This is a genomic window from Nostoc sp. DedQUE02 (assembly GCF_034531035.1).
GTDB lineage: Bacteria > Cyanobacteriota > Cyanobacteriia > Cyanobacteriales > Nostocaceae > Nostoc.
On sequence record NZ_JAVRBY020000037.1, the window covers coordinates 55,353 to 81,141 of the forward strand.

The following is a 25,789-nucleotide window of genomic DNA, read 5'->3' on the forward strand; positions in this document are numbered from 1 at the left end:
TCCCAAATTCTGGGAAATTAACGAAATTAAGGAGACACAGACTGAACTCAACCAAAGTCAATGTCCAAAATGTTGAGATTCTGGCAAAGCTCAACAAGTATTGAATATTATTATGCAAAATGTCTTAGTCAATCAAGTTACAGATTTTAAATGTGCGAAAATATTATATTCTTTAAGTTGGATAATCTGAAAAGATAAATATTATACATCAACCTATGTTTGGCGGCAAAAATAAAAACCGATGGAAGAGACGCTGAAAATTTTGGTTGTAGACGATGACGAAGTAGACCGGATAGCAATTCGTTCTGCCCTGAATCAATCAGGTTTTCAGATGGAATTGTCTGAAGTAGGCGATGCTAATGATGCGTTTTCTGCTTTAAGCACTACTGCCTATCATTGTGTTTTACTGGACTATCGCTTACCAAATCAAGATGGACTAACCTTGATTCAACAGTTACGTTCTTCGGAAATTAAAGTTCCTTTAGTAGTTCTAACTGGTCAAGGAGATGAACAAATTACTCTCCAATTATTGAAAGCTGGTGCTACAGATTATATCTCTAAGTCTAGAATATCGCCAGAAATTTTGGCGCAGGTTTTGCGAAGTGCGATGCGAATTTATCGGGCAGAAATGCAGGCAGATTTGGTAAAACAGCAGCTTAGAGACACTCATGAACAACTCATTTTTAAAAACCAAGAATTGGAGAAACAACAGCAACAGATCCAAATGCAAAACTTCAAGCTATTGGAGGCATCACGCTTAAAATCCCTTTTTTTGGCCACTATGTCTCACGAACTCAGAACGCCGATGAATGCGATTATTGGTTTTTCGCAAATTTTATTGCGTCCTAAATTCGGTCAACTAACGCATCAGCAAGCAGATATGGTTGAGCGAATCTTGAATAATGGAAAACATTTGCTAATGTTACTCAATGAAGTTCTCGATTTTTCTAAGCTGGAGGGAGGGGGATTAGACTTAAAAGCAGAACAATTTGATATATCAAAGGTAATAAATCTGGCTGTGGGTGAAATACGTTCCCTAGCTGAGGCTAAAAATCTTTCATTGTCAGTACAAACTGATTTGCACAATCCTTTAGTATTTAACGATCCAGTTCGGATCAAACAGATTTTAATTAACCTGCTCTCCAACAGCGTTAAATTCACAGAATCCGGTGAGATTGGGGTTGAGGTTAAAGAACTACCTACAAATCGAGTGGTAATTATTGTTCGAGATACAGGTATTGGTATAGCACCGAAAAATTTTAAACATATTTTTGAAGCATTTCGGCAAGTCGATCAAACTATCACTCGCAAATATCCAGGTACAGGTCTGGGTCTGGCAATTGTAGATTCGCTAGTGCGAATGATGGGTGGTAAAATCTTTCTTGAGAGCAAAGTGGGAGTCGGTTCAATATTTAAAATTGAATTGCCACGTCAAGTTACATTGCCGACTGTAGCAGCCGATGCCTCAGTTTCACAGTTAGGTGATGAAAGTTTTTTTCGCCCTGCTAAAAATCCCCATGAGTCATCTTATCAAGGTAAAAAAGAACCAATAGAATATCATAAATTTAAAAATTACTTCCAAAAAAACTGATAAAAGTTAATCAATCATGTCTGTAGTTGAAAATAATAAAATTTATCGTATCCTCGCAGTTGACGACACTCGAGATAATCTAATTTTAGTTCAAGCAATTTTAGAAAGTGAGGGTTATGAAATTGATTTGGCTTCAGATGGAATAAAGGCTTTGCAGCAAATTGACCGATATCCACCCGATTTGATTTTGTTAGATGTGATGATGCCGGGTATTGATGGTTATGAAGTCACACGTCGAATTCGCAAGAACCCGGCAATTCCTTATATTCCAATTTTGTTGATTACTGCCTTTCACCAATCCAGCGTTGTCGAAGGTTTGGATGCTGGTGCTGACGATTTTATTCGTAAACCATTTGATACTGATGAACTACTGGCGAGAGTGCGATCGCTATTGCGTCTGAAGCAAAGTTTAGACGAACAACAAAAAATGGCCCGCCAACGAGAAGACTTTGTTTCTCGGCTGACTCATGATTTGCGAACTCCCTTAGTAGCTGCCGATCGGATGTTGAATTTGTTTGAAATGGAAACATTCTGCAAAATTTCGCCGGAAATGAAACAGGCGATCGCAGTCATGATTCGCAGTAACCAAAATTTGATGGAAATGGTGAACACCCTGTTAGAAGTCTATCGCTTCGAGGCAGGTAAAAAAACGTTGAATTGGGAGGAATGCGATTTACGTGAGATATCTCAAGAAGTAGTCAGCGAACTAAGTCCTTTAACTAGTGAAAAAGGCTTAACTCTGGAAATAGATACCCGTAAATTAGATCCACTGAATAAAAACGCTGGTATTATTATGGGCGATCGCTTGGAACTACGACGCGTGATAAACAATCTGATCGCCAATGCCATCAAATTTACAGATACAGGAGGCATAACCCTCCGCATTTTTGAAACACCACCTCAGCCAGAAAATCCAGATTCGGTAACAATTGAGATAGAAGATACAGGATATGGAATTGCGCCAGAAGATCAGGCAAGCATTTTTGAGCGATTTCGCCAAGGTAAAAATAAACGCTCAGGTAGTGGTTTAGGATTACATCTATCCCATCGTATTGTCGAAGGACACGGAGGAACTATCCAGGTTGCTTCTGAAGTAGGTAAAGGTAGCTTATTTACTGTGAAACTACCTAAAAACACTTAAGTCTAATTAATTAGCGATCGCCAAATTATCTGTAGGAAACTCTGCTATAAATTACATTCAATTTGAGTTCTCTTTTTACTCTCAATCAAAGGTTAATATCAAATTATAGAATGTTTAACCTGATACTAAAGGAATAGAAAGTTTTATTAAAATCCACAAATTTAGTTTTATGAAACACTATCTAAAAATAGACCAGGCAACCCAAAAAACTCATACCATATACAGAGCAATATTTGGATCATTCTATGGATAGTAGAAATAACTATTTTACAAAGTTATTATTTAAACTATTAATGCCTGAAAAACGTGTATTCACCCTGGAATAATACCCAGGGTCTTTTTTTATAAAAGCTTAAATAAGCGAAAGATACACTTTCGATAACGTTCGCTTATATACAGCAGAATCCAGGAGTCAGGATTCAGAATTCAGAAGTAAAACAGGTATTATACCTGGCTTTGCAAGTTAGCTTGTGTACTTCACTAAGTTGAAATTTGCTATATCAGTCTTCAGAATATTTGGATACGGTCTATAGGAAGATGAACTGTTATGAAAGCCAGTCTAAATTAATCTGGAATGTCTGCTTAAGCACTAAATATGTAGAGGTTTAGCACTTAGCTAAACCTTTTTTTAGATCAAGCGATCGCACTTGACATTAGACCTCTTGCAAAAGCCCCTAACACCCCACCCCCAACCCCTCCCCGCTTGCGGGGAGGGGAGACAAAGCATAGCTTTGGCGGGGTGGGGTTCTTTATTTTTGATTTATGCAAGAGGTCTATTCAAGAGAGTCGCTACAATTTTTCTTAACTAGAAAAAATATATCCCTCTCCGATTCGGAGAGGGACAGACTTGAACTTTAGTTCAAGGCAGGGAGAGGTTCGTCGAACTCATGTTAAGTTGACTACCCTACCAACTTCATTTCTAACTACTAACTTGCGATTCAACTATACCCACGGGACAAGAAACATTTGTCCCTCCCAAACCACAATACCCGTTGGGATTTTTAGCCAAGTATTGCTGATGGTAAGCTTCAGCGTAGTAGAATTCCGGCGCATCCAAGATTTCTGTAGTAATCTTGCCATAACCTGCACCATTGAGAGCTTCCTGATAAGCTTTCCGCGATGCTTCTGCTAGCTGCTTTTGATTTTCGGAATATACATAAATTCCCGAACGGTATTGAGTGCCAGTATCATTACCTTGACGCATACCTTGGGTGGGATTATGGCTTTCCCAAAAGACTTTGAGCAGTTCGGCATAACTAATCACTTTGGGATCGAACACAACCAACACCACTTCATTGTGACCGGTTCGCCCACTACATACCTCTTCATAAGTGGGGTTGGGTGTGAACCCAGCAGCGTAACCGACTGCGGTGGTGTAAACTCCTTTAAGTTGCCAGAATTTGCGTTCTGCACCCCAAAAACAGCCCAAGCCAAAAATTGCCTTCTCTAATCCATCGGGAAAAGGAGGTTTTAAGGGATTCTTGTTGACATAATGAGCGGCAGGTACTGAGATAGATTGTGCCCTCCCTGGCAAAGCTTCCTCAGGTGTGGGCATAACTGCTTTTTTGCCAAATCCGAATAGTGCCATTGATTTTGACTCTGATATATATCTTTACCTTATTTACTATTGTAAAGATTCTCGCGATCGCTTGGGATTTTCTCAGAGTCCTCGCTGGACTGTGTTGCTTCTTACAGATGCGTCTGGGTGTTTCCTCTTTCCCTAGTTAATGCTATTCATCAAAAGGGAACTTGGCGACAAACAGCTACTCATGGATAAAATACCCAAAATTGACCGTCAAAGAGAGCATCAAGCGAACGAACGTACTTTTCTAGCTTGGCTACGCACTTCTATTGCATTGATTAGCTTTGGTTTTGCGATCGCGCGATTTGGTATATTTCTGCGTCAGTTGAATCTTGCGATTACCCAACAAGAACCTCCGGTTAATCCATTATCCAACTCGGAAAATTTAGGTCTTGCTTTGGTAATTTTTGGAATTTTGACCGTTGCGTTAGCCGCGTGGCGATACAATCAAGTTTTTTGGCAAATTGAACGAGCAGATTATAAACCAAATAGATTAATGGTTTGGATAATGACTGGAGTCGTAATTATTTTAGGACTTCTCAGTATTCCTTTGCTCTTAAGGCGCGATAAAGTCTTTCTTCGCTCTCCTTCTCCAATTCAACCACAGTCACGTCGCTTTGCTCCGAATTCAAAATTCAAAATTTAATATTCCAAATTAATTATCCTCATTCATCAATTTAGAGGCTTGTATCCTTTTATTTATCGATTTCGAAATTTACAGCAAATTGCTTCCCCCGCCACAAACTTTTTTGCTTGAGACTAGAAAGCGAAATTCAACCTGATTGCTGTTTGGTTGATTTCACCCCCGAATATTCTAGGAAGTTTCGTTAATAGAAACAAATATTTTCGTTTGTTAAATTGATAATTAAAAGTGATTAAGTAAGTAATAGTGGAGGCTGTAACAACTGATTTTGGGTAGATAAATCGCTAAATCCTTTATCTAATGTCTGAAATCATCTTTAGCATTTTTTTGCGATCGCTGCGTTTAATAAACCTATTTTAATACCAATTTTTTATGAAGCTGCATAGAATTCGATCCCCCCTAGCCCACGCCAGTCGCTCCACTTGGGGAGACCCCAAGACCGCGCTGGCTCCCCTTAATAAGGGGGGAACCAGAAAAATATCTATTAAAGTCCCCCTTTTTAAGGGGGATTTAGGGGGATCTCTAAGGGTTAGATGTATATAAAAGAACTTTTCAGACATCCTTTTAGGAGAGGTTTGAAGAGAGGTCAAAATTGTACTTCACGCTTGTCGAGAACCGCTACAAAAACACTCAATTAACATTAGCCCCAGAAATAACTGTTACACAAGCATTTACCAAAGGTAACAACGGCCCTAATTGTTCTTGTCCATTCACGGCTAAATCGCTGTGACACAAATAAACTCTTTCGGATACACGAGAGAGCAAATCTGTCAAAATTCTTTGCAGTCGTTGTTCTTCTGCTAATTTTTCATCTTCTGCTGTCCAAGGTTCGCCTAACCTGTCTCGCAGGAAAAACGGCGCACCAAATAACGTTGCCGCGCCACCTTTCGCCCATAGTGGTGAACCAGCATCCAGCCAAAAATGCCAACGGTGCGATCGCCTACTAGACCGATATTGAAATATAGTTGCTAAGGTGACAGCCTTTCTCGCTCCCCCAATGGGACGCACAGGGTAAGGATTAGCGGTTATTGTACCACGTCGCAGTAGTTGAATGAATTCAATAATAGTTGTCTGAGGTGTTGTTTCAACTGGGGCAATTTGTCGTAATCTAGTGTCAATTTCCCAGTAGTGTTGAGCGGTTTCTAATAATTCGCGTAATGCGGCTAGTTGTTCGTAAGGGAGATTGCTCCCATTCCACAAAAAACGCTGAATTGCTCTGTCTAAGAGAGAAATGGGACTGGGAATTAAACGCAATTCTTGTTGCGATCGCTGTTGTTCTAACCACTGCAATATCTCATTATATGCTGTAGTTGCTGCATAGCCGATTCTATCCCAGCGCTCGAAGGCTGATACTGGTAGCAAGTTAGGGCGATCGGGATGGGGTACAAAGCAGTAATCTGCAATCAAACCAGCGCGTACCGGATCAATATCAGTAGAGACGCGATTAATCGCGTCTGTAGAGTTTTCTGGTGGTTGTTTCCTACTCAAGACAACTAGCATTTCTGCCACCGCATCCCGGTCTACCAAACGTCCCAAGCCGGGATAAACTAGTGCCAGCATGGTGAGTAATGCACGAATCACGGGTGAACTAATTAGGGGACGTTGGTCATTGAGCGATTCTACTTGGATATTTTGCTTGACGAGGATTTCTACTAGAGTATAACGAGCGATCGCATCTAAACCTGGTGCAATAATCGCCACTTGTTCTGGTTGCACTTGCTGTAATTGGATGGCATTAGCAATTTCCTCTGCTGTTTGCCGCAATAATTGAGCGCGGGAGGTAGTTTGAATTGAATGCACCGTTTTTGGTAGACTCAATAGCACCATCGGTTCTGTGACTAATTCCACCATTTGTTTGGTGAGTTGCTCACCAAGGGACTCTGGAGGCGGCCCGTTTAAGATTTCTACCCGACAACGTTCTGCTAACCCTTCTAGGTAATTGGGATCAGCTCCCAATCCCAATCGCACAGCACCATCAGGATTGTAACTAAACGCCCCAACTACGCCTTGATCTAATAGCAGTTCAAACAAAAGACGCGCTACGCTAGGATAGTCATCTACATCATCCGCCAGTACCGCCTGATAGCGTTTAGTTAAGTGCTGCTGATAATTGCGATCGCTTAACAAGTGCTGACTATAAAGTTCGGTAATAATCCCGTAAGTTAGTAACCCCCTCTCTAAACACCAGTTGCGCCAATCTAGCAGCAAAGATGCCAAAAATTCCGGCTCTAAAGTTGTGGTATTTTCCCCCAGACCCCTTACCAAAATCTGGGCAATATCTTCGCAAGGTGTACCACTGTAAGCTGCTAATTGCAATAAGTCTAGGATGCGACGCACCATGCGAGATTCATTCACTCCCGCAAGACGTAAAATTTCTTCGTCTAATTGGGGACGCCAGAGTTTGGTTGCTAACTCTTGCTCTGTTTCTGGCCGCAGCCGTACCGGAAACTGTGCCTTCAGGTTCAACGAGTTAACTAGCAACGGCCAAAATAAAATAACTTCATCCTGGAAAAAACCTAGTGGTGTCTTGGCACGAACCGGATATTTACCAAAAGTAGATGTAACAATTATGTCTCCTAGCTCTCGACGATTATCATCATTAGCAGCTAAGACTAAAACTCCTGGCTCTGTTTGTTTAAGATATAAAAATTCAGGTACATGAACAGCTTTTTTTCGTCCTGTTTTTTTAGTATAAAATGATTCAGTATATTTATTCTCAGCTTTTACCCAATTACAAAATTGCTCTACTAAGCGAGCCGTCTTACCACTACGGCTAGTGCCAACAATCCAAACCGAATGAGAAACCACAAACTTTCTCCTTGTAGATTTGCTAGTATACCTCGTGCGTTAACTTAAGGTTAATAATCGCCAAATAATGCTGGATGATTGTCTGCAATGAAAAACTCTGTTTTTAGCCAAAAAATTTATTCTTTCTTACTTGCTGCTTATCGGCTGTACTTACAGACTCCTGAACGTTCTTTACATGAGGCTTACGATGCAGCATTAAAGATTCAGGAAATAGAAAATAAGCATTTCAATGGTAATAAGATAGACACTGACTCAGCTATGTACAGTAATAGCGTCATGGATTATTTTGAGTCAGACCTCAACAAGCTATTAAAAATTGCCAGGATGCGGCTGACGGAGTTTAGAGCAAGCCGTTGGTTTCTAAATGAAGAAAATCAAAAAGCTGCTCAAAAAGTGGGTATACAGCATCTAAGTCCTTCTTTAGTTTTGGAAAAGCTCAACTTCATCGATCAAGTTATATCTAAATACACAACAAGTTCCGAGCAAACAACTTCCAAAGATTTAGTAGTTAGACCTCCAAATCTACCAGTAAACTCTGTGATATCTGACGACAAATCTCTGCTCGTCAATACTCCAACATTACCACCCAAAATACCAACTCAAGACTCTGATAATCAACAAAGAGTAAAGCGTAAAACAGATACAATGGGCGTTTTACCCCGCTCTATTTTAAGTACTATCAGTCGTCTGCAAGTTGAATTAGATCCTAATTCCGAACGAGAGGTAATTCAGAGTTTTCGTCAGACTCAAAGAAGAACAATAATATCTCTCAGGTTTATTTTACTATTAATTATTGTACCACTTTTGACCCATCAGATAGCAAAATCTTTCGTAGTTGGCCCAATTATTGAGCGGTTTAGAAGCGCAGAGCAAATGCAGATATTCCTCAATTCTGAAATGGAGGAGGAAGCACTTCTAGAATTACAAAGATTTGAAGAAAAGCTCAAGTTTCAAAATCTTATTGTCAAAGCTCCTACACTATTGCCTGAACAGATAGAAGTTGAAATGAAAAATAAGGCTGTAGAGCTTGCCGAAGAATTTCGTCACGAAAGCTCTAGTGCTATCAAAAATGTTTTTGCAGATATTTTTGCGGTGGTTGCTTTTATCTGGCTTTTGTTAGTCAGTAAGTCTTCCATTGCTGTGCTGAAAGATTTCTTTGATAATATTGTCTATGGACTGAGTGATAGCGCTAAGGCATTTATTATCATTTTGTTCACTGATATTTTTGTAGGATTTCACTCTCCTCATGGCTGGGAAGTACTTCTAGAAGGTGTATCACGTCATTGGGGATTACCAGCAAATAGAGATTTTATCTTCTTATTTATTGCCACATTTCCGGTGATTTTAGATACGATTTTCAAGTACTGGATATTCCGGTATTTAAATCGGATATCGCCTTCGGCAGTTGCGACTTACCGGAATATGAATGAATAGGGAATAGGGAATAGGGAATAGGGAATAGGGAATAGAAAATAGGGGAAATTTTTGTGTTGTAAAACAATTAAAAATAATTTTTGATGTTTGATTTGAGAATTTGAGCAAGGTAGGATAATCTTGAAAATTTTGAATTTTGATGAACAAGACACTTGCTGAGTTAGGAAAGTTTAGCAAAATTATTGCTATTAGCTTACCTGTGGTTTTGTCGATTTTGCTGGTGCGAATGCAATCTTTGGCGCATCAGGAAGTCATTTTGCCAGAATGTCAGGTGAAAAAGTGGGATATACCAGTGTCTTTGACTGCTGAAAATCAAGATGCATTTTCACAAAAGCAAAAATCACCGTTAATCCAGAGACTACCAATTACTTGTTGTCAAGGTGATACCTCTTGTTTGGATGAAGTAATTTATGGCGAAATACCAGAGAAAAAGGCGCTAATAAATGCGATCGCTCGTAGTCTCGAATACCTGGAAACGGCTAATGCTGCGGCTGCTTATCAAAACTATCCGGTGGCTGGGATTACGCGCGATCGCATTATCAAAAGCTTGAAAAGATTCCGCGAATTGCTATTAAAAACTAATTCTGCAACAGAATTACATCAAGCCATTGAGCGGGAATTTGTTCTTTATCAGTCAGTCGGAAAAGATAACAAAGGTTCTGTTTTATTCACCGCCTATTATGAACCGCTTTACGCAGCCAGTCGCGTCCCCACAACAGAATATCGCTATCCTGTTTATCGATTACCTCCTGATTTCAATTCCTGGCCTAAACCTCATCCGACACGCGAGGAGTTAGAAGGAGCTGATGGTTTGCAAAGTGCAAAAGGAAAATTACGAGGATTAGAGTTGTTTTGGTTTCGCGATCGCCTTGAGCCATATCTAGCACAAATTGAAGGTTCGGCGAGACTTCAACTTCTCGATGGCACTCAAACAACAATCGGTTATGCGGGTCATACCGCTTATAATTACAAAAGTATTGGGCGAGAATTAGTGAATGATGGCAAATTACCGCTAGAAGGTATCACTTTGCCAATTATTCTCGACTATTTCCAAAAGCATCCTCAAGAATTAAATATTTATATACCGCGCGATCGCAGTTTTGTTTTTTTTCAAGAAAACCACGGTGAGCCAGCCCAAGGTTCTATCAATGTACCATTAACGGCAGAGCGTTCTATTGCTACAGATAAATCTCTCATGCCTCCTGGTGCATTAGCGTTGATTCGCGCTTCTATTCCTTTTGTTAATTCTACCGGAACAATGGAGGAGCGCATCGTTAGTCGCTATGTTCTTGACCAAGATACGGGAGGTGCAATTAAAGGTGCAGGTAGAGTAGATTATTTTTTAGGTACTGGGAAAATAGCAGGCGATCGCGCTGGTGTTACAGTCAGCAATGGACAATTATTTTATCTCTTACTCAAGTCTAAGAATTAAACAAACTTGCATTTTAATAGCAAAATTCCCGACTGATTTAAAAAGTCGGGAATTTTAGGCTTTTGGTGAAAATGAAGCAGCCCTTCGGGTTCGACAGTTCCTCATGGGGGGAACCCCCAAGACCGGACTGCCTCACCATTCCAAATCAATGGAACGCTTACGCTGTATTCATTTTGAATTTTGAATACTTCGGCTACGCTCAGTACAAGTTTTGAATTTTGAATTCCGCCTTGCGGTACTAGGCTTCTAAATCCATATCAGAATCGTCATCGTCGTGATCGTAAGGAATATCATCAAGGTCTATCATTTCGGAAATTTCTTCTACTTCAGTTAGATACTCAGATTCTTGATGTTCACGCTCAATTAGACGACCAGTTGACTTTAGCCATTCCAAAAGAATAAACTCATTACTTGTACGGATTACAGGCGCTCGCTGGTTACGAGGTTCTTCACGCAAAGGACTTGTAGGCATAAAAAAAACTCACTTTGAATTATAGATTACCGTACAAAAACACCAAAATTATACATTCAACTGGTTGCGGCGTTCTTTTCCCTGGGTACTGGAAAAAGTTTTTTAACATTTGGTAGTCGGTACAAGCCTACACCATAATTTTTCGATTTGATACCCAATAAAGAATCCCTAATTCCCAGTCCCCTTTTTCCAAAAGCGAGATCACAAAGCATTTGGTAGCTTGGCGATAGTTTCATACATATCAGAGGGCAATGCAGATAGTCTATTCGCTACAGCTACCGCATCAGCTAAGTTACTAAATTGACATCGGACTATTTCTTGTCCATTTCCTGAAGGGAATCGCTTTCTAGCTTTGTTAGACACAGCACAAATAATCGCTAATGCTTTGGCGAACCCATCTTTTGTCAATATTGTTTCTTGAGCGAAGCCTTCAACAGGGATAAGGCAAACCTCAAACCGATAGCCAGGTCTGGGAGAAACAGCTATGTCGATATATGGTTTATCTTCTTTTCTAATTCGGCGTAAATATTTGGCTGTCAAGTTAGTATCATGCAAATCAGTCCCAAGGGCGTAAGTAAAAAAGCAATCTTCTGTCAGGGACTCAGGACGGGTAATTATATCCGTTAGCATAAGCTCAAATAGTATCCGTATGTTGTCTGGATTTGTGACACACTAGACTTGTCGTTCTTCTCAGTAGATTTTTTTGATAGTTTGAGATATCAGTGTCACACGAGATATTACAATACAGTTCGTTTAACTAAAGTTTCAATTTTTGGGATGCTGAAGACTCTTATTTCTAAAACTCTTAGCTTTATTCTTGAGACTATTACTCATCCCTTGGATATCTCTCAACACTAAAATAGCGATTACTTCTTGGGCGTATATTTTTATTTCTACAACGGCAAATCCCCTCTTTTTACCATTTTTATAGTTGGTAGCCACCAAAAGCTTTTATCCATACTCTGAGAAGACTCGTTCTCGGTCGTCATCTTTAACCTCATTGGATAGATTAGCAACATCAACTGACATCAAACACCTTCAGAATCAAAGGGTGTAGAGATTTAGATTCGGAGAGGCGTCTATAATAATCAGTTACATAACCGAAAATATTTCTCAACATCTCGTAATCATAACATAGTTAGTGATTGAACTTTTTTTAACTATTCTGATCGATATATATGTAGATAGCAATAGTTAAACTGTATTAAATCTACAAAAAACAAGTAAATATATTTATTTTTGGTTTTAATTTTTACTAAAAATAGTTATAAATTCAGGCTAAATACTGGTACTGATTGCGATCGCATCCATCGCTTAAATAAAACCCCAGAATTGTAAATATAATCCTGGGGCATCGTTTTCATATCCTTGCCAAGATATTTATAGATTTAAAGGAGGCAAGGGCGGTTAAGTCCAAAAACGGTATGTATGAACGCAATTATGGAGCGGCATTAAAAACATTATTCACGTAAGTATTAACAAGACCTCGAGACAGATTTTTAATGCCGGCGGGAAGAGGAGCATATCCACGAGCTATAGCTATAGCATTCGGATCAATTGTCACATCTGTTCCTGGTGCTGGAACAGGTGGAACTCCTAAAGCCCAGTTGATGAATCCTTTAATATGATTTGCGACGTTAACGTTTGCGTATTTGTCATAAAATAGCAGGTAAGTTGCTGTAACAATCGGATAAGCATTTGCTGCTGCTGGATCGGTGACAACGAGTTTAATCCGCCGAGCATTTGTATCTTGGTCAGTCGCACTAACAAAAGCATTTGAAATTGTAGTTGGTGAGATGGCATTGTAAGTACCTGCCTTGTTCTTTAAGACAGCTGCTTGCAGACTATTCGCTAACCGTGTCGCACTATCCACATAACCAATTGCACCAGCAGTGGCTTTGATTTTAGTGGCTACAGCTCCACCTCCTGAAGCGGATTGGAAACTGGCTGGCCAAACAACTGTATCGGCTGGTAGTGGATTGGGTATACCACCAGCAGGTTGAGCAATACTTTTTTTACCAACTCCTCTGTTCCATGTAGCACCAAATGCCGCCTTGAGATGAGCGCTTAAAGCAAAAGTGGTACCACTATCGTCACTACGACGCACTACAACGATGGGCTTATTTGCTGAAATTGCTACACCACCGTTATCTGCTTTAATTTGGGGAGCATTCCAATTTGCGATAGTGCCGTTAAGAATACCCAGATAAGTAGCTCGTGAAAGCTTAATTCCACCTGCTGGTACAGTTAGACCAGTGGGGTTGTAAGCTAATGCGATTCCGACGCTGATCACAGGCACTTGAATGTATGGAACAGGGTTTTGGGGTGTGCCTGCGGGGGTGGGAACATCGTTAGGACTGCCAATCACTCTTTCTGTTCCTGATACAGGGTCGTCAGTAGCGGCAAAAGAGACTGGGGCTAAGATAGTTGCAGTATTAGGTGGTACTGGTGGCACGGTTTGACTGAAGAAAGCTGTTAGCCCTGCACCACTACCAATGGAAGCATATCTGAATGTGGATAACGTAGTAAGTGGACCATAGCTTCCGTTTGGAAATCCAGTTAGGGCTGGGGGTACATTGTTATTGAGAGATGGAGGATTTCCAACACCGTAAGCGTTAAACCATGAGTCTTTCGGCGCAAGAGGATAGGTAGTTCCTGTACCTATAAGCAATGTAGTTATAGAGCTTGCACCTGCACCATTTATAGAGGTTACTCCAGATGGGGGAGGAGTGGTGGAGGTCTGAGCTAAAGATTGCTGAGTAGTAGATTGACCTACTACTAAACCAGTTGCTATAGCAAGTACAGTAATTGAACTTGCTAATTTACTCAATTGGCGATCGCAATAAAAATTCATGTCAAGCTCCTTGAAGTTAATTTCTGTTTCAACACTCAATCAAAGGCAAATCAAGTGTCAAACTGACGATAAAAAATAACCTTTTATAAGCACGGTAAACTTGTGCCTTTCAAGGCTAGTTTTCAATCAAAATTTTGCAAAATTCTCTAAAGAATGTAGAAAATATTAGATGCAAAGCCTTCAAGATTTGAAAGGAGTTAAGCTATTGCTTATACACCCAGTCACATAATCATTTGCTAGTTAATAACTCTACATTGATGATGTAAGTTTGCATAAATAAACAATTAGTAGCTTTAATGTTCAGGGAATAACTAATAGGTAGTATGAATCATCCATAAATCCACACTTTTAGCTTTTTATCCCCTTCTAAAAAGCCATGTTTATTTTACCCACTTACTTGTTTGACGTGGCAATTTTCTCTGAATTATGAAAATTCCTTTCTTTCATGTAAATATGCAGCAGTTTACAACAAACTACCGCTAATGCACGAAGTAAAGAAAGTCAATATTTCACGAATCTTTGTAGGACTGCTATAGCTAATAGCTGTTAAATTGCGCCAACGAAATCAACACTATAGTCTGAAGGTAAAGCTCAAATCATGATTACATTATGGAATGATTAAAAAATAAATATATTTTCGAAATTTAAGAGTATTAAAAGTGGTTTTTATTACTTTTATCAGAGAAAAATTTGCAACTTTCATATAATTATATAATTTTGCTTATTGAGATTTTTTTAGAGGGTTTAATAAGCATTGAACATCATTTCCTAAATACATTAGCCTCCTTGACAAAAAGTACGCTATGTAATTCAAATAAAATCCAGATTCAGATGTATTATCTCTTGTAACACCTGATGCTTGAAAAGATGCATCTCTATTTTTCATGTCTGTTCGCATAGCGTCTTTAAAGAATCTGTGTAATTTTACTTTTTATTCAGCACTTGTTACGACGCTGCACGAATGCTAATGCCAGTCGCTCATCCAGGAAATCTTTGAGACTGCACTAGCTCACTACCGTGTGTCTACGCTAAACTACAGCATACTTCCACTTTGCTCACTCAAATACTCATGGGGTCAGGAAAGTCAAAGCTTTGAAGTTGGTTTATTAAGGCTCTGTGTATGAGAAGATTGAGGAAATTCTCAAAGCCGAGCAGGATTCTAGAAGGTAAAGCTTGAGGTTTGCAACCTAGTACAGCACGGCGTAATATAAACCACCCCTGACGCTCGTTCGCGCAGCGTGCCGTAGGCAAGACTCGCTAACGGGTTCGGCAGTTTCTCATTGGGGAACCCCCAAGACCGGACTGCCTCACCATTCCAAATCAACGAAACTTTTACGTTGTATTCATTTTGACTTTTAATTTTTGACTTCGGGCTTGCGGTACTAGTTTCTCAAATCAGAGATATTAAGTTTTAGATAAATCTTAATATTAAGTTAACTTAACTTCATGATACTGATGTAGAATGTAAAACTTTACTACAAGTTCATAATTTGATTAAAAATCATGTTAAAGCATGTTAAATTGTAGTAGCTGCAAAATCTGAAAAAGAGCAATTATAGTACACTATAGGAAAATTAGCAAATGTTTAGACAAAGTTCTCACGAGAGAAACTTTTTCAAAGCTTTAACTGGTAGTGGTGCGAAAGAATCTCACAAGTTAAGACTGGCATTTAAATCCGGTCTGACTATTCTGGTTGAATCTGTACCTTTTTTGATTGCTTGTGCTGTATTCGTTAGCGTTATCAGCCTAAAAAGTCCTATCCTGCTCTTTTGTTTACTCGTTGGTAGCTTAATTGCAGTTATCACCCAGCAAATTGGGCAGCAAGTAAATTTACCAAAGCGATCGCTAATATTATTACAAATTTTAGCAGCAGCGATCATTTTGAGTTTATATTGGTTAGACTGTTTTGCAGCCCCCGCACAAGCACAGTTTTTTGGGGAAGCTGAAAAGTTTTTCAAAAAAACCTTACAAGATGGTTCAACAACCAATGCTGGTGGTAGCGACACAGCCGTAAGTTTGATATTTAATGTGTTGCGGGCAATTTACTTACTCTATATTGCAATTTCCTTGGTTGGTGTGATCAATGCAGTGCGTAAAGATGAAGATTGGCAAAGCATCGCCAGAACTCCCCTATTAGTGGTTGTTGCTGTTACCATTGCTGATGTACTCACACGCTTTGTAATTGGCGATAGCAGTAAATAATTTAGATATTTTGAAATGTCTCAAGAGCGGGAACAAGAATTTCGTCCAGTCAATCAGGTTTTGGGAAGTCAACCTTCATTAGGGCCAATCCCTGCCGATCAAATTCTTCCTTGGACAGTAATTGCCCTAGCCTCCTATTTTATTATCAATGGAATTTTTGGAGGTCTTTTCCAAGAAGAGTTTCAAAAATGGTTATGGACAGTATTAATGACTGGTTGGGGAATAGGAACTTGGTGGATATTAACTGGTGGTAGGAGTTGGAGTTTTTTAAGTAAATTTATCGGCGTTCCCGCTTGGACAAGAGGCTTTGCTCGTTATCAAAGCTTACTGGAAGTTAACCATGAAGCAAAAAATCGGAAAACAAAGCGTCGGCATCGCCGGAAATGAAGGTAGATTAACACCATTTGAAGATGCCTTGCACTTGGCGACAATGCTGCGTGTCGCAATGAATGGACGCAATATTGGCGCTTATCTTTTAACAAAGGGCACTCAAAAAGATCGGTTTTGCTTTGTTTTTGGTTTTGATTGTAAGGGAATTCATACCACCTTAAGACCTGAACAAATTGATACACTTTTTAATAACATTGAAGCTGGATTAAAAGACATTCCTAGCGGTGAACGGATGACACTGCACTTAGGTTCTTTTAGTTCAGATAAAGAACGCCAAAAAGAATTAGCTACATTAATCAGAAATGCGCCATCACGAGACATAAAATATTTGTTGATGGCGGAGAGAGCCAGAGTTAAAGAACTGACAATTTCTGGGATTCGTAAACCCAAGTTTTTGCGAATTTATGTCACCTATACCATTGAATCTAACTCGCAACATGCAGATGATTGGATAGAAAAGCTTTTAGTCAAAGCTGAATCGTGGTGGTTGAAATTCAAAGGCGATCTCTCAGAAGTAGAAAATCAACGCATTGAAACTCTAATTACAAATGCTTACAACCAAGGTTTTCTCCGATGGGAACAAATTTTATCTAACAAAATGGGATTGGATGTCAAGCCTTTGACTGCTGATGATCTCTGGGGAGACATCTGGAAAAGGTTTAACGATACGCAGCCAATAGATATTCCCCAATTAATGACTTTAGATGAACAAGGACTGCATGAGCAAGTTAATTCTGATTTAGCCAGCACTAAATTGCTTCTAGATAATATCCACGGCACAACTTTGCTGATGGAATCTAGTGTACCTTGTGCCGATCGCCGTTGGGTTAATGTTAACAATCGTTATATTGGCACACTGTCATTTCTCGAAAAACCCGGCGGCTGGACTAGTAAATCGGCTCAACTGCGCTATTTATGGGAACTATTAGCCAGAGAAACAGTAGTAGATACAGAAATTTTTTGTGAGTTGACTGCTGCAAATCCAGCATTGGTAAAAACTACTCTACAACGAGTGCTGAAGCAGTCAAACATGACAACAATCATGGCTCAAGAAAAAAGTAAAACTATTGATGTCAACGCTCAATTAAAGTTGAAGAAATCGGTAGCAGCGCAAGAACAATTATTTGAAGGTGCAGTTCCGATTTATACAAGTGTCGCTATTTTAGTACATCGTCCAACTGTAGAAAAATTAGATGAGGCGACAAGATATATTGAAAACTGTTTTCAACGTCCAGCCAGGGTAATTAGGGAAACTGAATATGCTTGGAAAATTTGGCTACAAACTCTACCGATAGTTTGGGAGGGTTTATTAGCAACACCTTTTAATCGTCGCCAGCTATATTTAACAAGTGAAGTTCCGGGATTAATGCCTCTAGTTTTAACTAAGAAAGGTGATAGACAAGGCTTTGAGTTGATTGCTGAAGAAGGCGGAACACCCGTACATTTAGACTTATTTACTCAACACAAAAATTTAGCTTTGTTTGCTACAACTCGTGCTGGGAAATCGGTGTTAGTATCAGGAATTTTAACTCAAGCTTTAGCGCATGGAATTCCAGTTGTGGCCTTAGATTTCCCTAAACCTGATGGGACATCTACTTTCACCGACTATACAGAGTTTATGGAGGGGAATGGAGCCTATTTTGATATTTCCAAACAATCGAATAACTTATTTGAACAGCCAGATTTACGATCGCTAGAAGTAGAACAACAGCGCGATCGCTTTAACGATTATACCGCCTTCCTAGAATCAGCGTTAATGACAATGGTTTTAGGATCATCGACTGAAAGTCAAATTTTATCGCAAACCGTGCGATCGCTGCTCAACCTCGCCTTAGAAGCCTTCTTTAGAGATGAAGGCATCCAAGAGCGATATCGGCAGGCGATGGCGGGGGGATTTGGCACTCTTGCTTGGCAGAAAACTCCTACCTTGAAAGATTTTCTCTATTTTTGCTCACCCGAACACTTACAACTAAGTTCTTTAACTGGCAGAGTAGAAGACGCTCTGAGTCAAATTCAGTTGCGCTTGAGGTTTTGGCTTTCTAGCCGTGTGGGACAAGCAATTTCTGCACCATCTAGCTTTCCTACCGATGCACAACTTTTAGTTTTTGCTCTCAGAAACCTATCAGATAGTGAAGATGCAGCCGTACTCTCGTTAAGTGCCTATTCAGCCGCACTCCGCCGTGCATTAAGTAGTCCAGCTTCCATATTCTTTATCGATGAAGCACCAATTTTATTTGAATTCGAGCAAATTTCTGACTTAGTTGGCAGAATTTGTGCGAACGGTGCCAAAGCTGGTATCAGAGTCATCTTATCAGGACAAGATCCTGACACCATTGCCAAATCTAAAGCTGCATCTAAAATTTTGCAAAACTTGACAACACGATTAATTGGACGTATTCAGCCAGTTGCAGTAGATAGTTTTGCAGATATCTTGAAATATCCCCGCCAAGTTATTTCTCGTAATGCTTCAGAAAGCTTTTTTCCTCGCAAAGAAGGCGTTTATAGTCAATGGCTACTAGATGATAACGGTAGTTATACATTCTGCCGTTACTATCCAGGTTTTGAACAATTGGCAGCAGTCGCTAATAACCCTTATGAACAAACTGCACGTAGCCAAATGATGCAACTTCACAGCGATAAATATGAAGCAATTTCTGCCTTTGCACGTCAGTTAGTGGCGACTCTGCGTAGTAGTTAATCGGATTTTTAAGCAGTTAACAGTGAGTCAACAATTTTGGTTTTAGATTGACTGCAACTCCAGAGTGGGTGCAGGCTAAAAATTTTAGATTTAATAGCAGCCATAGGGCTTTCCTAGAACCGAAAGACTAGTTCAAAATCCCAAATCCAAAATTGGCAAACTTAAAAAACTAAGTTTTTACTCACTATATAATGTAGTTTACCTTTTTCCGGCACAGATATATGCGAAAAACTACGATTTTTACTTTTACCTTGCTATCCCTGGCGATACTACCAGCAATGGCACAAATTCAGACGGGCGGATTAGGCCAGGTTTGGACTGATTTTCAATCCTATTCCACAGATTTGCAAAACTACCTTCAATACAATCTGAGCGACAACTTAAAGCCTCTAGAAGTACAAAGTCAAAATGCTCTGAGTAGTTCCAAGGGAGAATTAAACATACCTAATCCCGTGGCTGCCGGACAAAAGGTTCGTGATGATTTGATTCTCTACTCTTATAGTTCCGATTCTAAATCAAGTCGTTTCGAGAATAATTCAGCAGTGCGGGGAAATTTAGTTAGTAACGAATTAAACCGTGTAATTACTCGTGGAGTAGCGGTAGGTGTTCTCGGTCGAAATGGGCAAATTCGGACAAAAGCAAAGTTAGAAAGTACAGAGAAAAGTATACAAGATGTTGCAGGATTCAACGATGCTAATAATAAAATTAATAACTTTGAGACTAAATTGGGAAGTGTTGTTATTGACCCGAAGAGTGCCGCTATAAGTATTGCAGATAATTTGCTAGGTCAGGGGATATTAGCATTGTTATCTACCAATCAAGAAACCATTAAAATCCAAAAAGAACAATCGAAGATTGTAGCTGAAACATTTGCTCAGACATTACAAAATAATCAGTCTTTGCAATACTCTAACCTAAATTTAGCAAATATTTCTCAACAGGCAGAAGAGGAAAATCGCGCTCGGAGAGTAGAAACATCTACTGAAGCGGCAGGACTTTTACGAGCGACTTCTCAACTAGATTTGTTTGGCAGAAAAGTTAATAGGTAGGATTTTAAAATAAAAAATCTTATTCCTCAGAATTTTTTTCAATCCTTTAACTTCTGAAAAATCAACAGGAAATCTAAAAAATAGTGGTGTTGCTGAATCGAGGTATGAATTTGGATGTAGAGACTAGCAATTGCAACGTCTCTACAAGGATTTTGAAATAACGCAAAATTATTTTTCATACCGCAATCAGCAACGCCAAAATAGTTTAGTAGGGTGGGTGACGTTTTTAACACACCCGATGCAATCTCAGAAAATAGCCCATAAACTCAAAATGCAAGTTGCTATTAAACTAATTTTTGCCCAAGTAGGCATCGATCAGATTCTCGATAATGGTGCGGCAACTTCTCAAAGTATCGCCGAAGGTTGGGACAAACAATGGCTGGATTTATTACAAAATAACACTGGTAATAACTTGTATGGAGCGCTGACAAATCTGGGTATTTTTTTTGCCGTAGGAACCCTGTTATTTTTTATGGTACAATTCCTCAGAGACTTAATATCCTACGAATATAGCCGTCCCATATCAGCTTTGATTTGGCCTTTTATTGTGGTAGTTCTCTTAAGTAATTCAGGCAATGGAAGTATACTTTCTAATCTGACACTAGGAGTACGGAATTTTTTAAACACAGTGAATCAGCAAGTAGTGGTATCAGCAGATGCAGATAAAATATACCAGCAAGCACTGAATATGAGTGTTGCTGAAGAAGTCGCTGGTTCCTTGCTACGTCCTTGTCAATCGCTTACGGGTGAACAACAAAGTCAATGCTTTGTTAAAGCTGCCGAAAAAGTCAATGTTCTCTGGCAGAAATATAGAGATATATACGGAAATAAAAACTGGATAGTTAGGCTACAAACTAAGGTAGATAATATCCGATATGGCACTGGCATTGTATCAGAAACCTCTTTTAATTCTTTGTTAGGTTCTACAGTCCAAACCAGCATCAAAAACTTTTTAGTTTCCTTACAATATGCGTTCCAGAATTTGATCGAAGCAACTATGTTGCTAATAGCAGTTTTAGGGCCAATTGCTGTAGGTGGATCTTTGCTGCCTGTAGCTGGTAAACCGATTTTTGCATGGCTGACTGGATTTCTATCGATTGGAATCGCCAAAATTTCATTTAATATTATTGCTGTGCTGACTGCCGCAGTTATTGTCAATGGGCCAGGTCAAAATGCTAATGTTGATCCAGATTTAATGTGGTTCATAATTTTTCTGGGAGTTTTAGCACCAATTTTATCTTTACTTGTGGCTGCTGCTGGTGGTTTTGCAGTTTTCAGCGCTATCAGTAATACGGCTTCTTTAGTAAAGGAGAGAATATAGGATGCTGAACGACTTGAAGTCGCGACTACATAGACAAAACCCATCTTTGTGGGTTATGCATAGCTGAGGTTTTTTGCAGGAGGAGGTGAGAAAATGGTACGTTTACTAGATAAAAGACAAAAAACGGGAAGTGCTTTAACGGCTTTTGCGATCGCTACCTTCAGTTTGCATATATTAGTTTTATTTTTATTCTTATTACAAGGGCTAACTATTCGCCAACTCAGTTTAAGAAAACCTCCCAACTTCGTGCAATTAATCGACGGTAAACCAGTCCCTAAAGTTGATGATTTAGCAAGAGATTCAGAAGCAATTCGCAGATTTATCAGCAAAACGATGATATCAATGTTTAGCTGGTCTGGAACTTTACCACCACAAAGTATTGAAGAAGTCGCAAATCCCAAATCAGATTTAGGAATACTTATTAGTACACCTCAAGGTGGTAGCCAAAAAATTAGTACCAGCAGTTGGGTAGCTAGTTTTGCCTTATCAGAGGACTTTCGCAAAGGTTTTTTGAGCACAGTTGCAGAAATGACACCACCAGAGGTTTTTTCTGAAAATCCTACTCAAGCGATGACATCACAATTAGTTATTAAGCGGGTTTATCCACCAAAACAAACTGCACCAGGTAAGTGGCAAGTGGGTATGGTAGCCGACTTAATTCAAAAAAACCGAGTTGGTAGCGCCAGAACCATAACTCCTTTTAATAAAGAGTTTCTGGTACGTGCAGCAGATTATTTCGCTAATCCTCAAGCTGGTAATAACACTGACTTGCAAAAAGCAATTTATAGTGTCCGCACTGATAGACTAGAAATTTATGAAATTCGTAACTTATGTTTGCTAGATAGCTACAACAACCTAAACGAAGATCAATCAAACAAATGCAGGAGTGGACAATCATCTAATAGTTTTATAAGATAATAAATTTCTAATTACCTGGCTCATAGTTAAATTTATATAATTAAGTATTAATGCAATTACTCAAACCAGAGAATAAAAAAAATAGCCCCTTACCACTGTTGGCAGTAGGAACCCTTGGTTTAAATTTATTAACTTTATTGTTATTAATATTTCATGGGTCTATGTTACAACAGTTAGGTCGGCAACTCACACCTCAAAGTTTAGTGCAACTTGTCGATGGTCGCACTATAACCGTAGACCCCCAACCAAATTTAGAACGACAGCCAGAAGCTATTCGGCGCTTTGTGGGTGAAACTATGAGCTTAATGCTTACCTGGTCACAGCAACAGCCGCCAACGCAAGTCTGGGAAATTACTTCCCAACTGGTAGCTGATGACTTTAAAGAAAAACTTAAGTCAGAACTGACTAATTTAAATCCAGATAGGCAATTTGAAAATGTTAATAGAGGAGCAGAGAATGTATTAGTCATCCAAAAAATTTCTCAACCTACAGAAATAGGCAAGGGAAAGTGGAAAGTGGAGATGCTTGCCAATCAATTAATTTTTAGCAGTTATGATAAGTTGGGAAAATCAGTTTCATTTAACAAACAAATTTTAGTTAGAGCAATAGATGAACCAGCAACTGCACTACCAAATGCACCACTACCATTGCACTTCGCAGCTTACCGCCTTGGTGAAGCCAGACTAGAAATCTATAATGTCTGTGAAATCCAAGATAAAAATTGTTCTGGAAATCCCAACTAAGCTTTACCATGACTCGATACTCAACTCCTGCCCAAACGCCTCCCCAAAATGGATTTACTTTAACTACCGACGATCGCCAACCAGAAGTAGAATCTCTAGATTGGGAATCACGGATGTCAAGGTTGGTCGGCTTTGAAGAAGAATCTTCTACCACTACCCAAGGATCAGAAGACTCGGCAACGCCACCAGAGTCGGTTTCTCAACCACAAGAAGTTCAGACTAAGCAACCCCTCTCATCTAATCCCTTTGCAAAGTTAGGCTTGGTAGGGGCTGCTACCTTAGCGATCGTTTTGTTGGGTGGTGTGTTTTTGTCCCAGTTGATGAGTACCAACAGTCAAAAGCCAAAAAATATTATTTCTCAGCCAGTGCGATCGCAGCCCACTAATGAATCTGCATCTCAACAGCTAGAAGCTGAAGTAGATACTCTCAAAACGAAATTAGCCCTGACTGAACAAGCACAGATGGTGAAAGCTGCCCAACAACAGCTGAGAATTGCCAAATCAACACCTACAGTAGCTTTACAAGAACCGCCAGTTTCTTCCAGAGGTAGACAAACAGTGATTCCAACACCCCCACCAACACCTTACGTGCCTCGGACAGTGACAGTTGAACGCATCGTTAAAGTACCTGCTTATCAACCTTTGCCATCACGCCAGCTACCACGCCAGCTACCAGTTGTAAGACCAAACACTCAACCGATAGTCAATATCATCACTCCGCCATCTCCACCAAGCCCGCTTGAAGAGTGGACAAGGTTAGCAAAGTTAGGCAGCTACGGTCAAGTAAATGTCACCGATCAACCTAATAACATTGCAGCAGCTCCTGAACCTGTAAACAATACGCCGCAGCCACAACAGACAGCAAACCCCAATCCTGAGCAAAGCCCACAACCGGAAACTCCTGTAGTTAGTGAAGCACAACCGCAGGGACAGAAATCTGTACCAGTCGGGACTAGTGCCAAAGCTGTATTAGCGACAGCAGTATTTGGTGAAACTACTAATAAGTCAAACGGTGGTGGTGATACAGGCGAAGGAAAAAACGTATTTGTGATCCGATTGAAAGAACCGCTAAAATCTAGCGATGGTGCGATCGCTTTACCTGCCAACACCGAATTCCTTACTGAAGTTCGTTCCCTCTCCGAACAAGGTCTTTTGCAGATGAACGTAGTTAAAGTTATCTCGCAAAATGATGGCAACCTTACAGAACGAAGCTTACCCAACAATGCAATTATTATTCGCGGTACTCAAGGTAAACCTTTAATCGCAAATAAATTTCCTAATCAAGGCTCGTCCATAGCATCGATGGATGCAGGACTATTCGTTTTGGGAGGTATTAGTAAAGCCGCAGAGTTAATAAATCGTAGTGATACTGAACTCCAACCACTTACTACACAAACTACCGTTGACGGCAACACCAGCAGCAGCACAACTCTTACTACTGTCACTAAGAACAGACGCAACCTTGCAGCCGGCGTTGTGGAAGGTGGTTTAAACTCTGTAGTACCCCAAATTGCTCAACGTAATCAACAGGCGATCGCCCAAATGTCACAACAAACTGGTGTTTGGTTTTTGCCAGCAGGCACAAATATTGAAGTATATGTTAATCAAGCAACCCAGTTTTAAGAGGTAAGATTTATACCAATTTTTAGATATTTGCAACCATGAAAAATGATACTAACTTGCCAGGAAATATCCCAGAACGTTCTTATTTCCTACCTCTAGCTTCCTTAATTTTCTCGGTTGCTATGTTCTTGTTGGTAGGTCGTGCCATAGCTAATAATGCCGTTTTGCGTTCGATGTTTTCCTGCCAAGCACAAGGCTTAGGGGGAGCAATACCTACTATCAATGTTTCGTATCAGCAAGGAACAAACTTAAGCTTTATTCAGGCTGGAGAAGTAATAAAAAAAGTTTGGTTAAACGATCCATCACAAGTAACTATGGATTTTGATGGTCCGGTATGTATGCAGTTTGGCCCAAAGCCTAATACTACTTCAGGAGATTGTAAAAACTCAGCAGCGAATGTAATTCAACTCAGACGAATTAAAAAACTAGATATTCCTGGACTTCCTAACACTAGCAATACACTTTTAACAGTTGTTACTGAAGGGCAAGGTAGAAATAAGTTATATACTTTTCGAGTGTTATATGGAGTAGATAACCCCGAATATCATACTTTAGCAATTTTTCCTGATCCTTCTGGTCAGGAAGGAGCTTGTGCGAGAGTTCCACAATAAACTTTTACCAAAAGTAAGAAGTTAAAAAGATTTGAAATAAGGGCTTTAATTCAGATAATCCTTGTTTGGAGCGATTCATCGCTCAGTATCAACTAGGATTTTATTTTAAGTAGAAGGACTAAATTAAACTTAACTCGATCTCGCCGGGTTTCGACTGCGCGGAAGTTGAGCGTAGTCGAAACTCAACCCTCAAGGAATAAGCTTACCGAGCATTGAGCGTTCGCGTAGCGTCTCCCCTTGGGAGAAGTCGAAATGCGTCTTCTAAATAATTGTGTCCA

The 25,789-nt window shown here is 39.7% G+C and carries 20 protein-coding genes; 14 read left to right on the forward strand and 6 right to left on the reverse strand.

Annotated features, from left to right (window positions below):
- Positions 1 to 241 precede the first annotated feature (241 nt).
- Both RMX98_RS23795 and RMX98_RS23800 read left to right on the forward strand, forming a co-directional pair.
- Complete coding sequence (locus tag RMX98_RS23795; RefSeq protein ID WP_322679212.1) at positions 242 to 1,591, forward strand: ATP-binding protein; 1,350 nt, start codon at positions 242 to 244, stop codon at positions 1,589 to 1,591.
- A 16-nt stretch (positions 1,592 to 1,607) separates the two neighbouring features.
- Positions 1,608 to 2,732, forward strand: coding sequence for a hybrid sensor histidine kinase/response regulator (locus RMX98_RS23800; RefSeq protein WP_322679211.1), 1,125 nt, complete (start codon positions 1,608 to 1,610; stop codon positions 2,730 to 2,732).
- Positions 2,733 to 3,651: 919 nt separating this feature from the next.
- Here the strand turns inward: RMX98_RS23800 and msrA are convergent.
- Entirely contained in the window at positions 3,652 to 4,320 is a 669-nt protein-coding gene (gene msrA, locus RMX98_RS23805) for a peptide-methionine (S)-S-oxide reductase MsrA (protein ID WP_322679210.1), read from the reverse strand.
- Positions 4,321 to 4,501: 181 nt separating this feature from the next.
- Between msrA and RMX98_RS23810 the strand changes: the two genes are divergently transcribed.
- Positions 4,502 to 4,960 carry a YidH family protein gene (locus RMX98_RS23810; protein ID WP_322679209.1) on the forward strand — a complete coding sequence of 153 codons (459 nt, stop codon included), beginning with the start codon at positions 4,502 to 4,504 and terminating at the stop codon, positions 4,958 to 4,960.
- 627 nt (positions 4,961 to 5,587) lie between these two features.
- On the opposite strand, the gene RMX98_RS23815 is transcribed toward RMX98_RS23810, so the two are convergent.
- Entirely contained in the window at positions 5,588 to 7,765 is a 2,178-nt protein-coding gene (locus RMX98_RS23815) for a recombinase family protein (protein ID WP_322679208.1), read from the reverse strand.
- A gap of 78 nt (positions 7,766 to 7,843) precedes the next feature.
- On the opposite strand from RMX98_RS23815, the gene RMX98_RS23820 reads away from it, so the two are divergent.
- Together RMX98_RS23820 and RMX98_RS23825 are read left to right on the forward strand one after the other, a co-directional pair.
- Positions 7,844 to 9,199, forward strand: a complete 1,356-nt coding sequence (locus tag RMX98_RS23820) for a proton extrusion protein PcxA (RefSeq protein WP_322679207.1) — start codon at positions 7,844 to 7,846, stop codon at positions 9,197 to 9,199.
- Positions 9,200 to 9,338: 139 nt separating this feature from the next.
- The gene (locus RMX98_RS23825; protein WP_322679206.1) at positions 9,339 to 10,631 is read left to right on the forward strand and encodes a murein transglycosylase A; all 1,293 of its coding nucleotides are present in this window, start codon (positions 9,339 to 9,341) and stop codon (positions 10,629 to 10,631) included.
- Between the two features lie 238 nt (positions 10,632 to 10,869).
- On the opposite strand, the gene RMX98_RS23830 is transcribed toward RMX98_RS23825, so the two are convergent.
- The 4 genes from RMX98_RS23830 to RMX98_RS23845 all read right to left on the reverse strand — a co-directional run bounded on the left by RMX98_RS23830 (position 10,870) and on the right by RMX98_RS23845 (position 13,957).
- A complete protein-coding gene (locus tag RMX98_RS23830) occupies positions 10,870 to 11,103 on the reverse strand; it encodes a DUF3134 domain-containing protein (RefSeq protein ID WP_322679205.1) in 234 nt (77 codons plus the stop codon).
- A gap of 201 nt (positions 11,104 to 11,304) precedes the next feature.
- The gene (locus RMX98_RS23835; protein ID WP_322679204.1) at positions 11,305 to 11,733 is read right to left on the reverse strand and encodes a hypothetical protein; all 429 of its coding nucleotides are present in this window, start codon (positions 11,731 to 11,733) and stop codon (positions 11,305 to 11,307) included.
- Positions 11,734 to 11,868: 135 nt separating this feature from the next.
- Positions 11,869 to 12,045 carry a hypothetical protein gene (locus RMX98_RS23840; RefSeq protein WP_322679203.1) on the reverse strand — a complete coding sequence of 59 codons (177 nt, stop codon included), beginning with the start codon at positions 12,043 to 12,045 and terminating at the stop codon, positions 11,869 to 11,871.
- 496 nt (positions 12,046 to 12,541) lie between these two features.
- A complete protein-coding gene (locus RMX98_RS23845) occupies positions 12,542 to 13,957 on the reverse strand; it encodes a substrate-binding domain-containing protein (RefSeq protein WP_322679202.1) in 1,416 nt (471 codons plus the stop codon).
- A 1,581-nt stretch (positions 13,958 to 15,538) separates the two neighbouring features.
- On the opposite strand from RMX98_RS23845, the gene RMX98_RS23850 reads away from it, so the two are divergent.
- The 9 genes from RMX98_RS23850 (at position 15,539) to RMX98_RS23890 (ending at position 25,511) form a co-directional block, all read left to right on the forward strand.
- Complete coding sequence (locus tag RMX98_RS23850; RefSeq protein WP_322679201.1) at positions 15,539 to 16,159, forward strand: hypothetical protein; 621 nt, start codon at positions 15,539 to 15,541, stop codon at positions 16,157 to 16,159.
- Between the two features lie 15 nt (positions 16,160 to 16,174).
- The gene (locus RMX98_RS23855) at positions 16,175 to 16,546 is read left to right on the forward strand and encodes a hypothetical protein (protein ID WP_322679200.1); all 372 of its coding nucleotides are present in this window, start codon (positions 16,175 to 16,177) and stop codon (positions 16,544 to 16,546) included.
- Positions 16,500 to 19,247, forward strand: coding sequence for a hypothetical protein (locus tag RMX98_RS23860; RefSeq protein WP_322679199.1), 2,748 nt, complete (start codon positions 16,500 to 16,502; stop codon positions 19,245 to 19,247). Before RMX98_RS23855 ends, RMX98_RS23860 begins: the two co-directional genes overlap by 47 nt.
- 221 nt (positions 19,248 to 19,468) lie before the next feature.
- Positions 19,469 to 20,296 (forward strand): hypothetical protein, encoded by an 828-nt coding sequence (locus RMX98_RS23865; RefSeq protein WP_322679198.1) that lies wholly within the window; start codon positions 19,469 to 19,471, stop codon positions 20,294 to 20,296.
- A gap of 271 nt (positions 20,297 to 20,567) precedes the next feature.
- Positions 20,568 to 21,617 (forward strand): hypothetical protein, encoded by a 1,050-nt coding sequence (locus RMX98_RS23870; RefSeq protein WP_322679307.1) that lies wholly within the window; start codon positions 20,568 to 20,570, stop codon positions 21,615 to 21,617.
- A 93-nt stretch (positions 21,618 to 21,710) separates the two neighbouring features.
- The gene (locus RMX98_RS23875) at positions 21,711 to 22,535 is read left to right on the forward strand and encodes a hypothetical protein (protein WP_322679197.1); all 825 of its coding nucleotides are present in this window, start codon (positions 21,711 to 21,713) and stop codon (positions 22,533 to 22,535) included.
- 50 nt (positions 22,536 to 22,585) lie between these two features.
- Entirely contained in the window at positions 22,586 to 23,278 is a 693-nt protein-coding gene (locus RMX98_RS23880; protein WP_322679196.1) for a hypothetical protein, read from the forward strand.
- 8 nt (positions 23,279 to 23,286) lie between these two features.
- Complete coding sequence (locus RMX98_RS23885; RefSeq protein WP_322679195.1) at positions 23,287 to 24,900, forward strand: TrbI/VirB10 family protein; 1,614 nt, start codon at positions 23,287 to 23,289, stop codon at positions 24,898 to 24,900.
- Positions 24,901 to 24,938: 38 nt separating this feature from the next.
- Complete coding sequence (locus RMX98_RS23890) at positions 24,939 to 25,511, forward strand: hypothetical protein (RefSeq protein WP_322679194.1); 573 nt, start codon at positions 24,939 to 24,941, stop codon at positions 25,509 to 25,511.
- Positions 25,512 to 25,789 lie beyond the last annotated feature (278 nt).

Coding starts and splice junctions, on each gene's coding strand:
- RMX98_RS23795 (WP_322679212.1), top strand. CDS start 242: ATGGAAGAGACGCTGAAAATTTTGGTTGTAGACGATGACGAAGTAGAC.
- RMX98_RS23800 (WP_322679211.1), top strand. CDS start 1,608: ATGTCTGTAGTTGAAAATAATAAAATTTATCGTATCCTCGCAGTTGAC.
- msrA (WP_322679210.1), bottom strand. CDS start 4,320: ATGGCACTATTCGGATTTGGCAAAAAAGCAGTTATGCCCACACCTGAG.
- RMX98_RS23810 (WP_322679209.1), top strand. CDS start 4,502: ATGGATAAAATACCCAAAATTGACCGTCAAAGAGAGCATCAAGCGAAC.
- RMX98_RS23825 (WP_322679206.1), top strand. CDS start 9,339: ATGAACAAGACACTTGCTGAGTTAGGAAAGTTTAGCAAAATTATTGCT.
- RMX98_RS23830 (WP_322679205.1), bottom strand. CDS start 11,103: ATGCCTACAAGTCCTTTGCGTGAAGAACCTCGTAACCAGCGAGCGCCT.
- RMX98_RS23835 (WP_322679204.1), bottom strand. CDS start 11,733: ATGCTAACGGATATAATTACCCGTCCTGAGTCCCTGACAGAAGATTGC.
- RMX98_RS23845 (WP_322679202.1), bottom strand. CDS start 13,957: ATGAATTTTTATTGCGATCGCCAATTGAGTAAATTAGCAAGTTCAATT.
- RMX98_RS23850 (WP_322679201.1), top strand. CDS start 15,539: ATGTTTAGACAAAGTTCTCACGAGAGAAACTTTTTCAAAGCTTTAACT.
- RMX98_RS23855 (WP_322679200.1), top strand. CDS start 16,175: ATGTCTCAAGAGCGGGAACAAGAATTTCGTCCAGTCAATCAGGTTTTG.
- RMX98_RS23860 (WP_322679199.1), top strand. CDS start 16,500: ATGAAGCAAAAAATCGGAAAACAAAGCGTCGGCATCGCCGGAAATGAA.
- RMX98_RS23865 (WP_322679198.1), top strand. CDS start 19,469: ATGCGAAAAACTACGATTTTTACTTTTACCTTGCTATCCCTGGCGATA.
- RMX98_RS23870 (WP_322679307.1), top strand. CDS start 20,568: ATGCAAGTTGCTATTAAACTAATTTTTGCCCAAGTAGGCATCGATCAG.
- RMX98_RS23875 (WP_322679197.1), top strand. CDS start 21,711: ATGGTACGTTTACTAGATAAAAGACAAAAAACGGGAAGTGCTTTAACG.
- RMX98_RS23880 (WP_322679196.1), top strand. CDS start 22,586: ATGCAATTACTCAAACCAGAGAATAAAAAAAATAGCCCCTTACCACTG.
- RMX98_RS23885 (WP_322679195.1), top strand. CDS start 23,287: ATGACTCGATACTCAACTCCTGCCCAAACGCCTCCCCAAAATGGATTT.
- RMX98_RS23890 (WP_322679194.1), top strand. CDS start 24,939: ATGAAAAATGATACTAACTTGCCAGGAAATATCCCAGAACGTTCTTAT.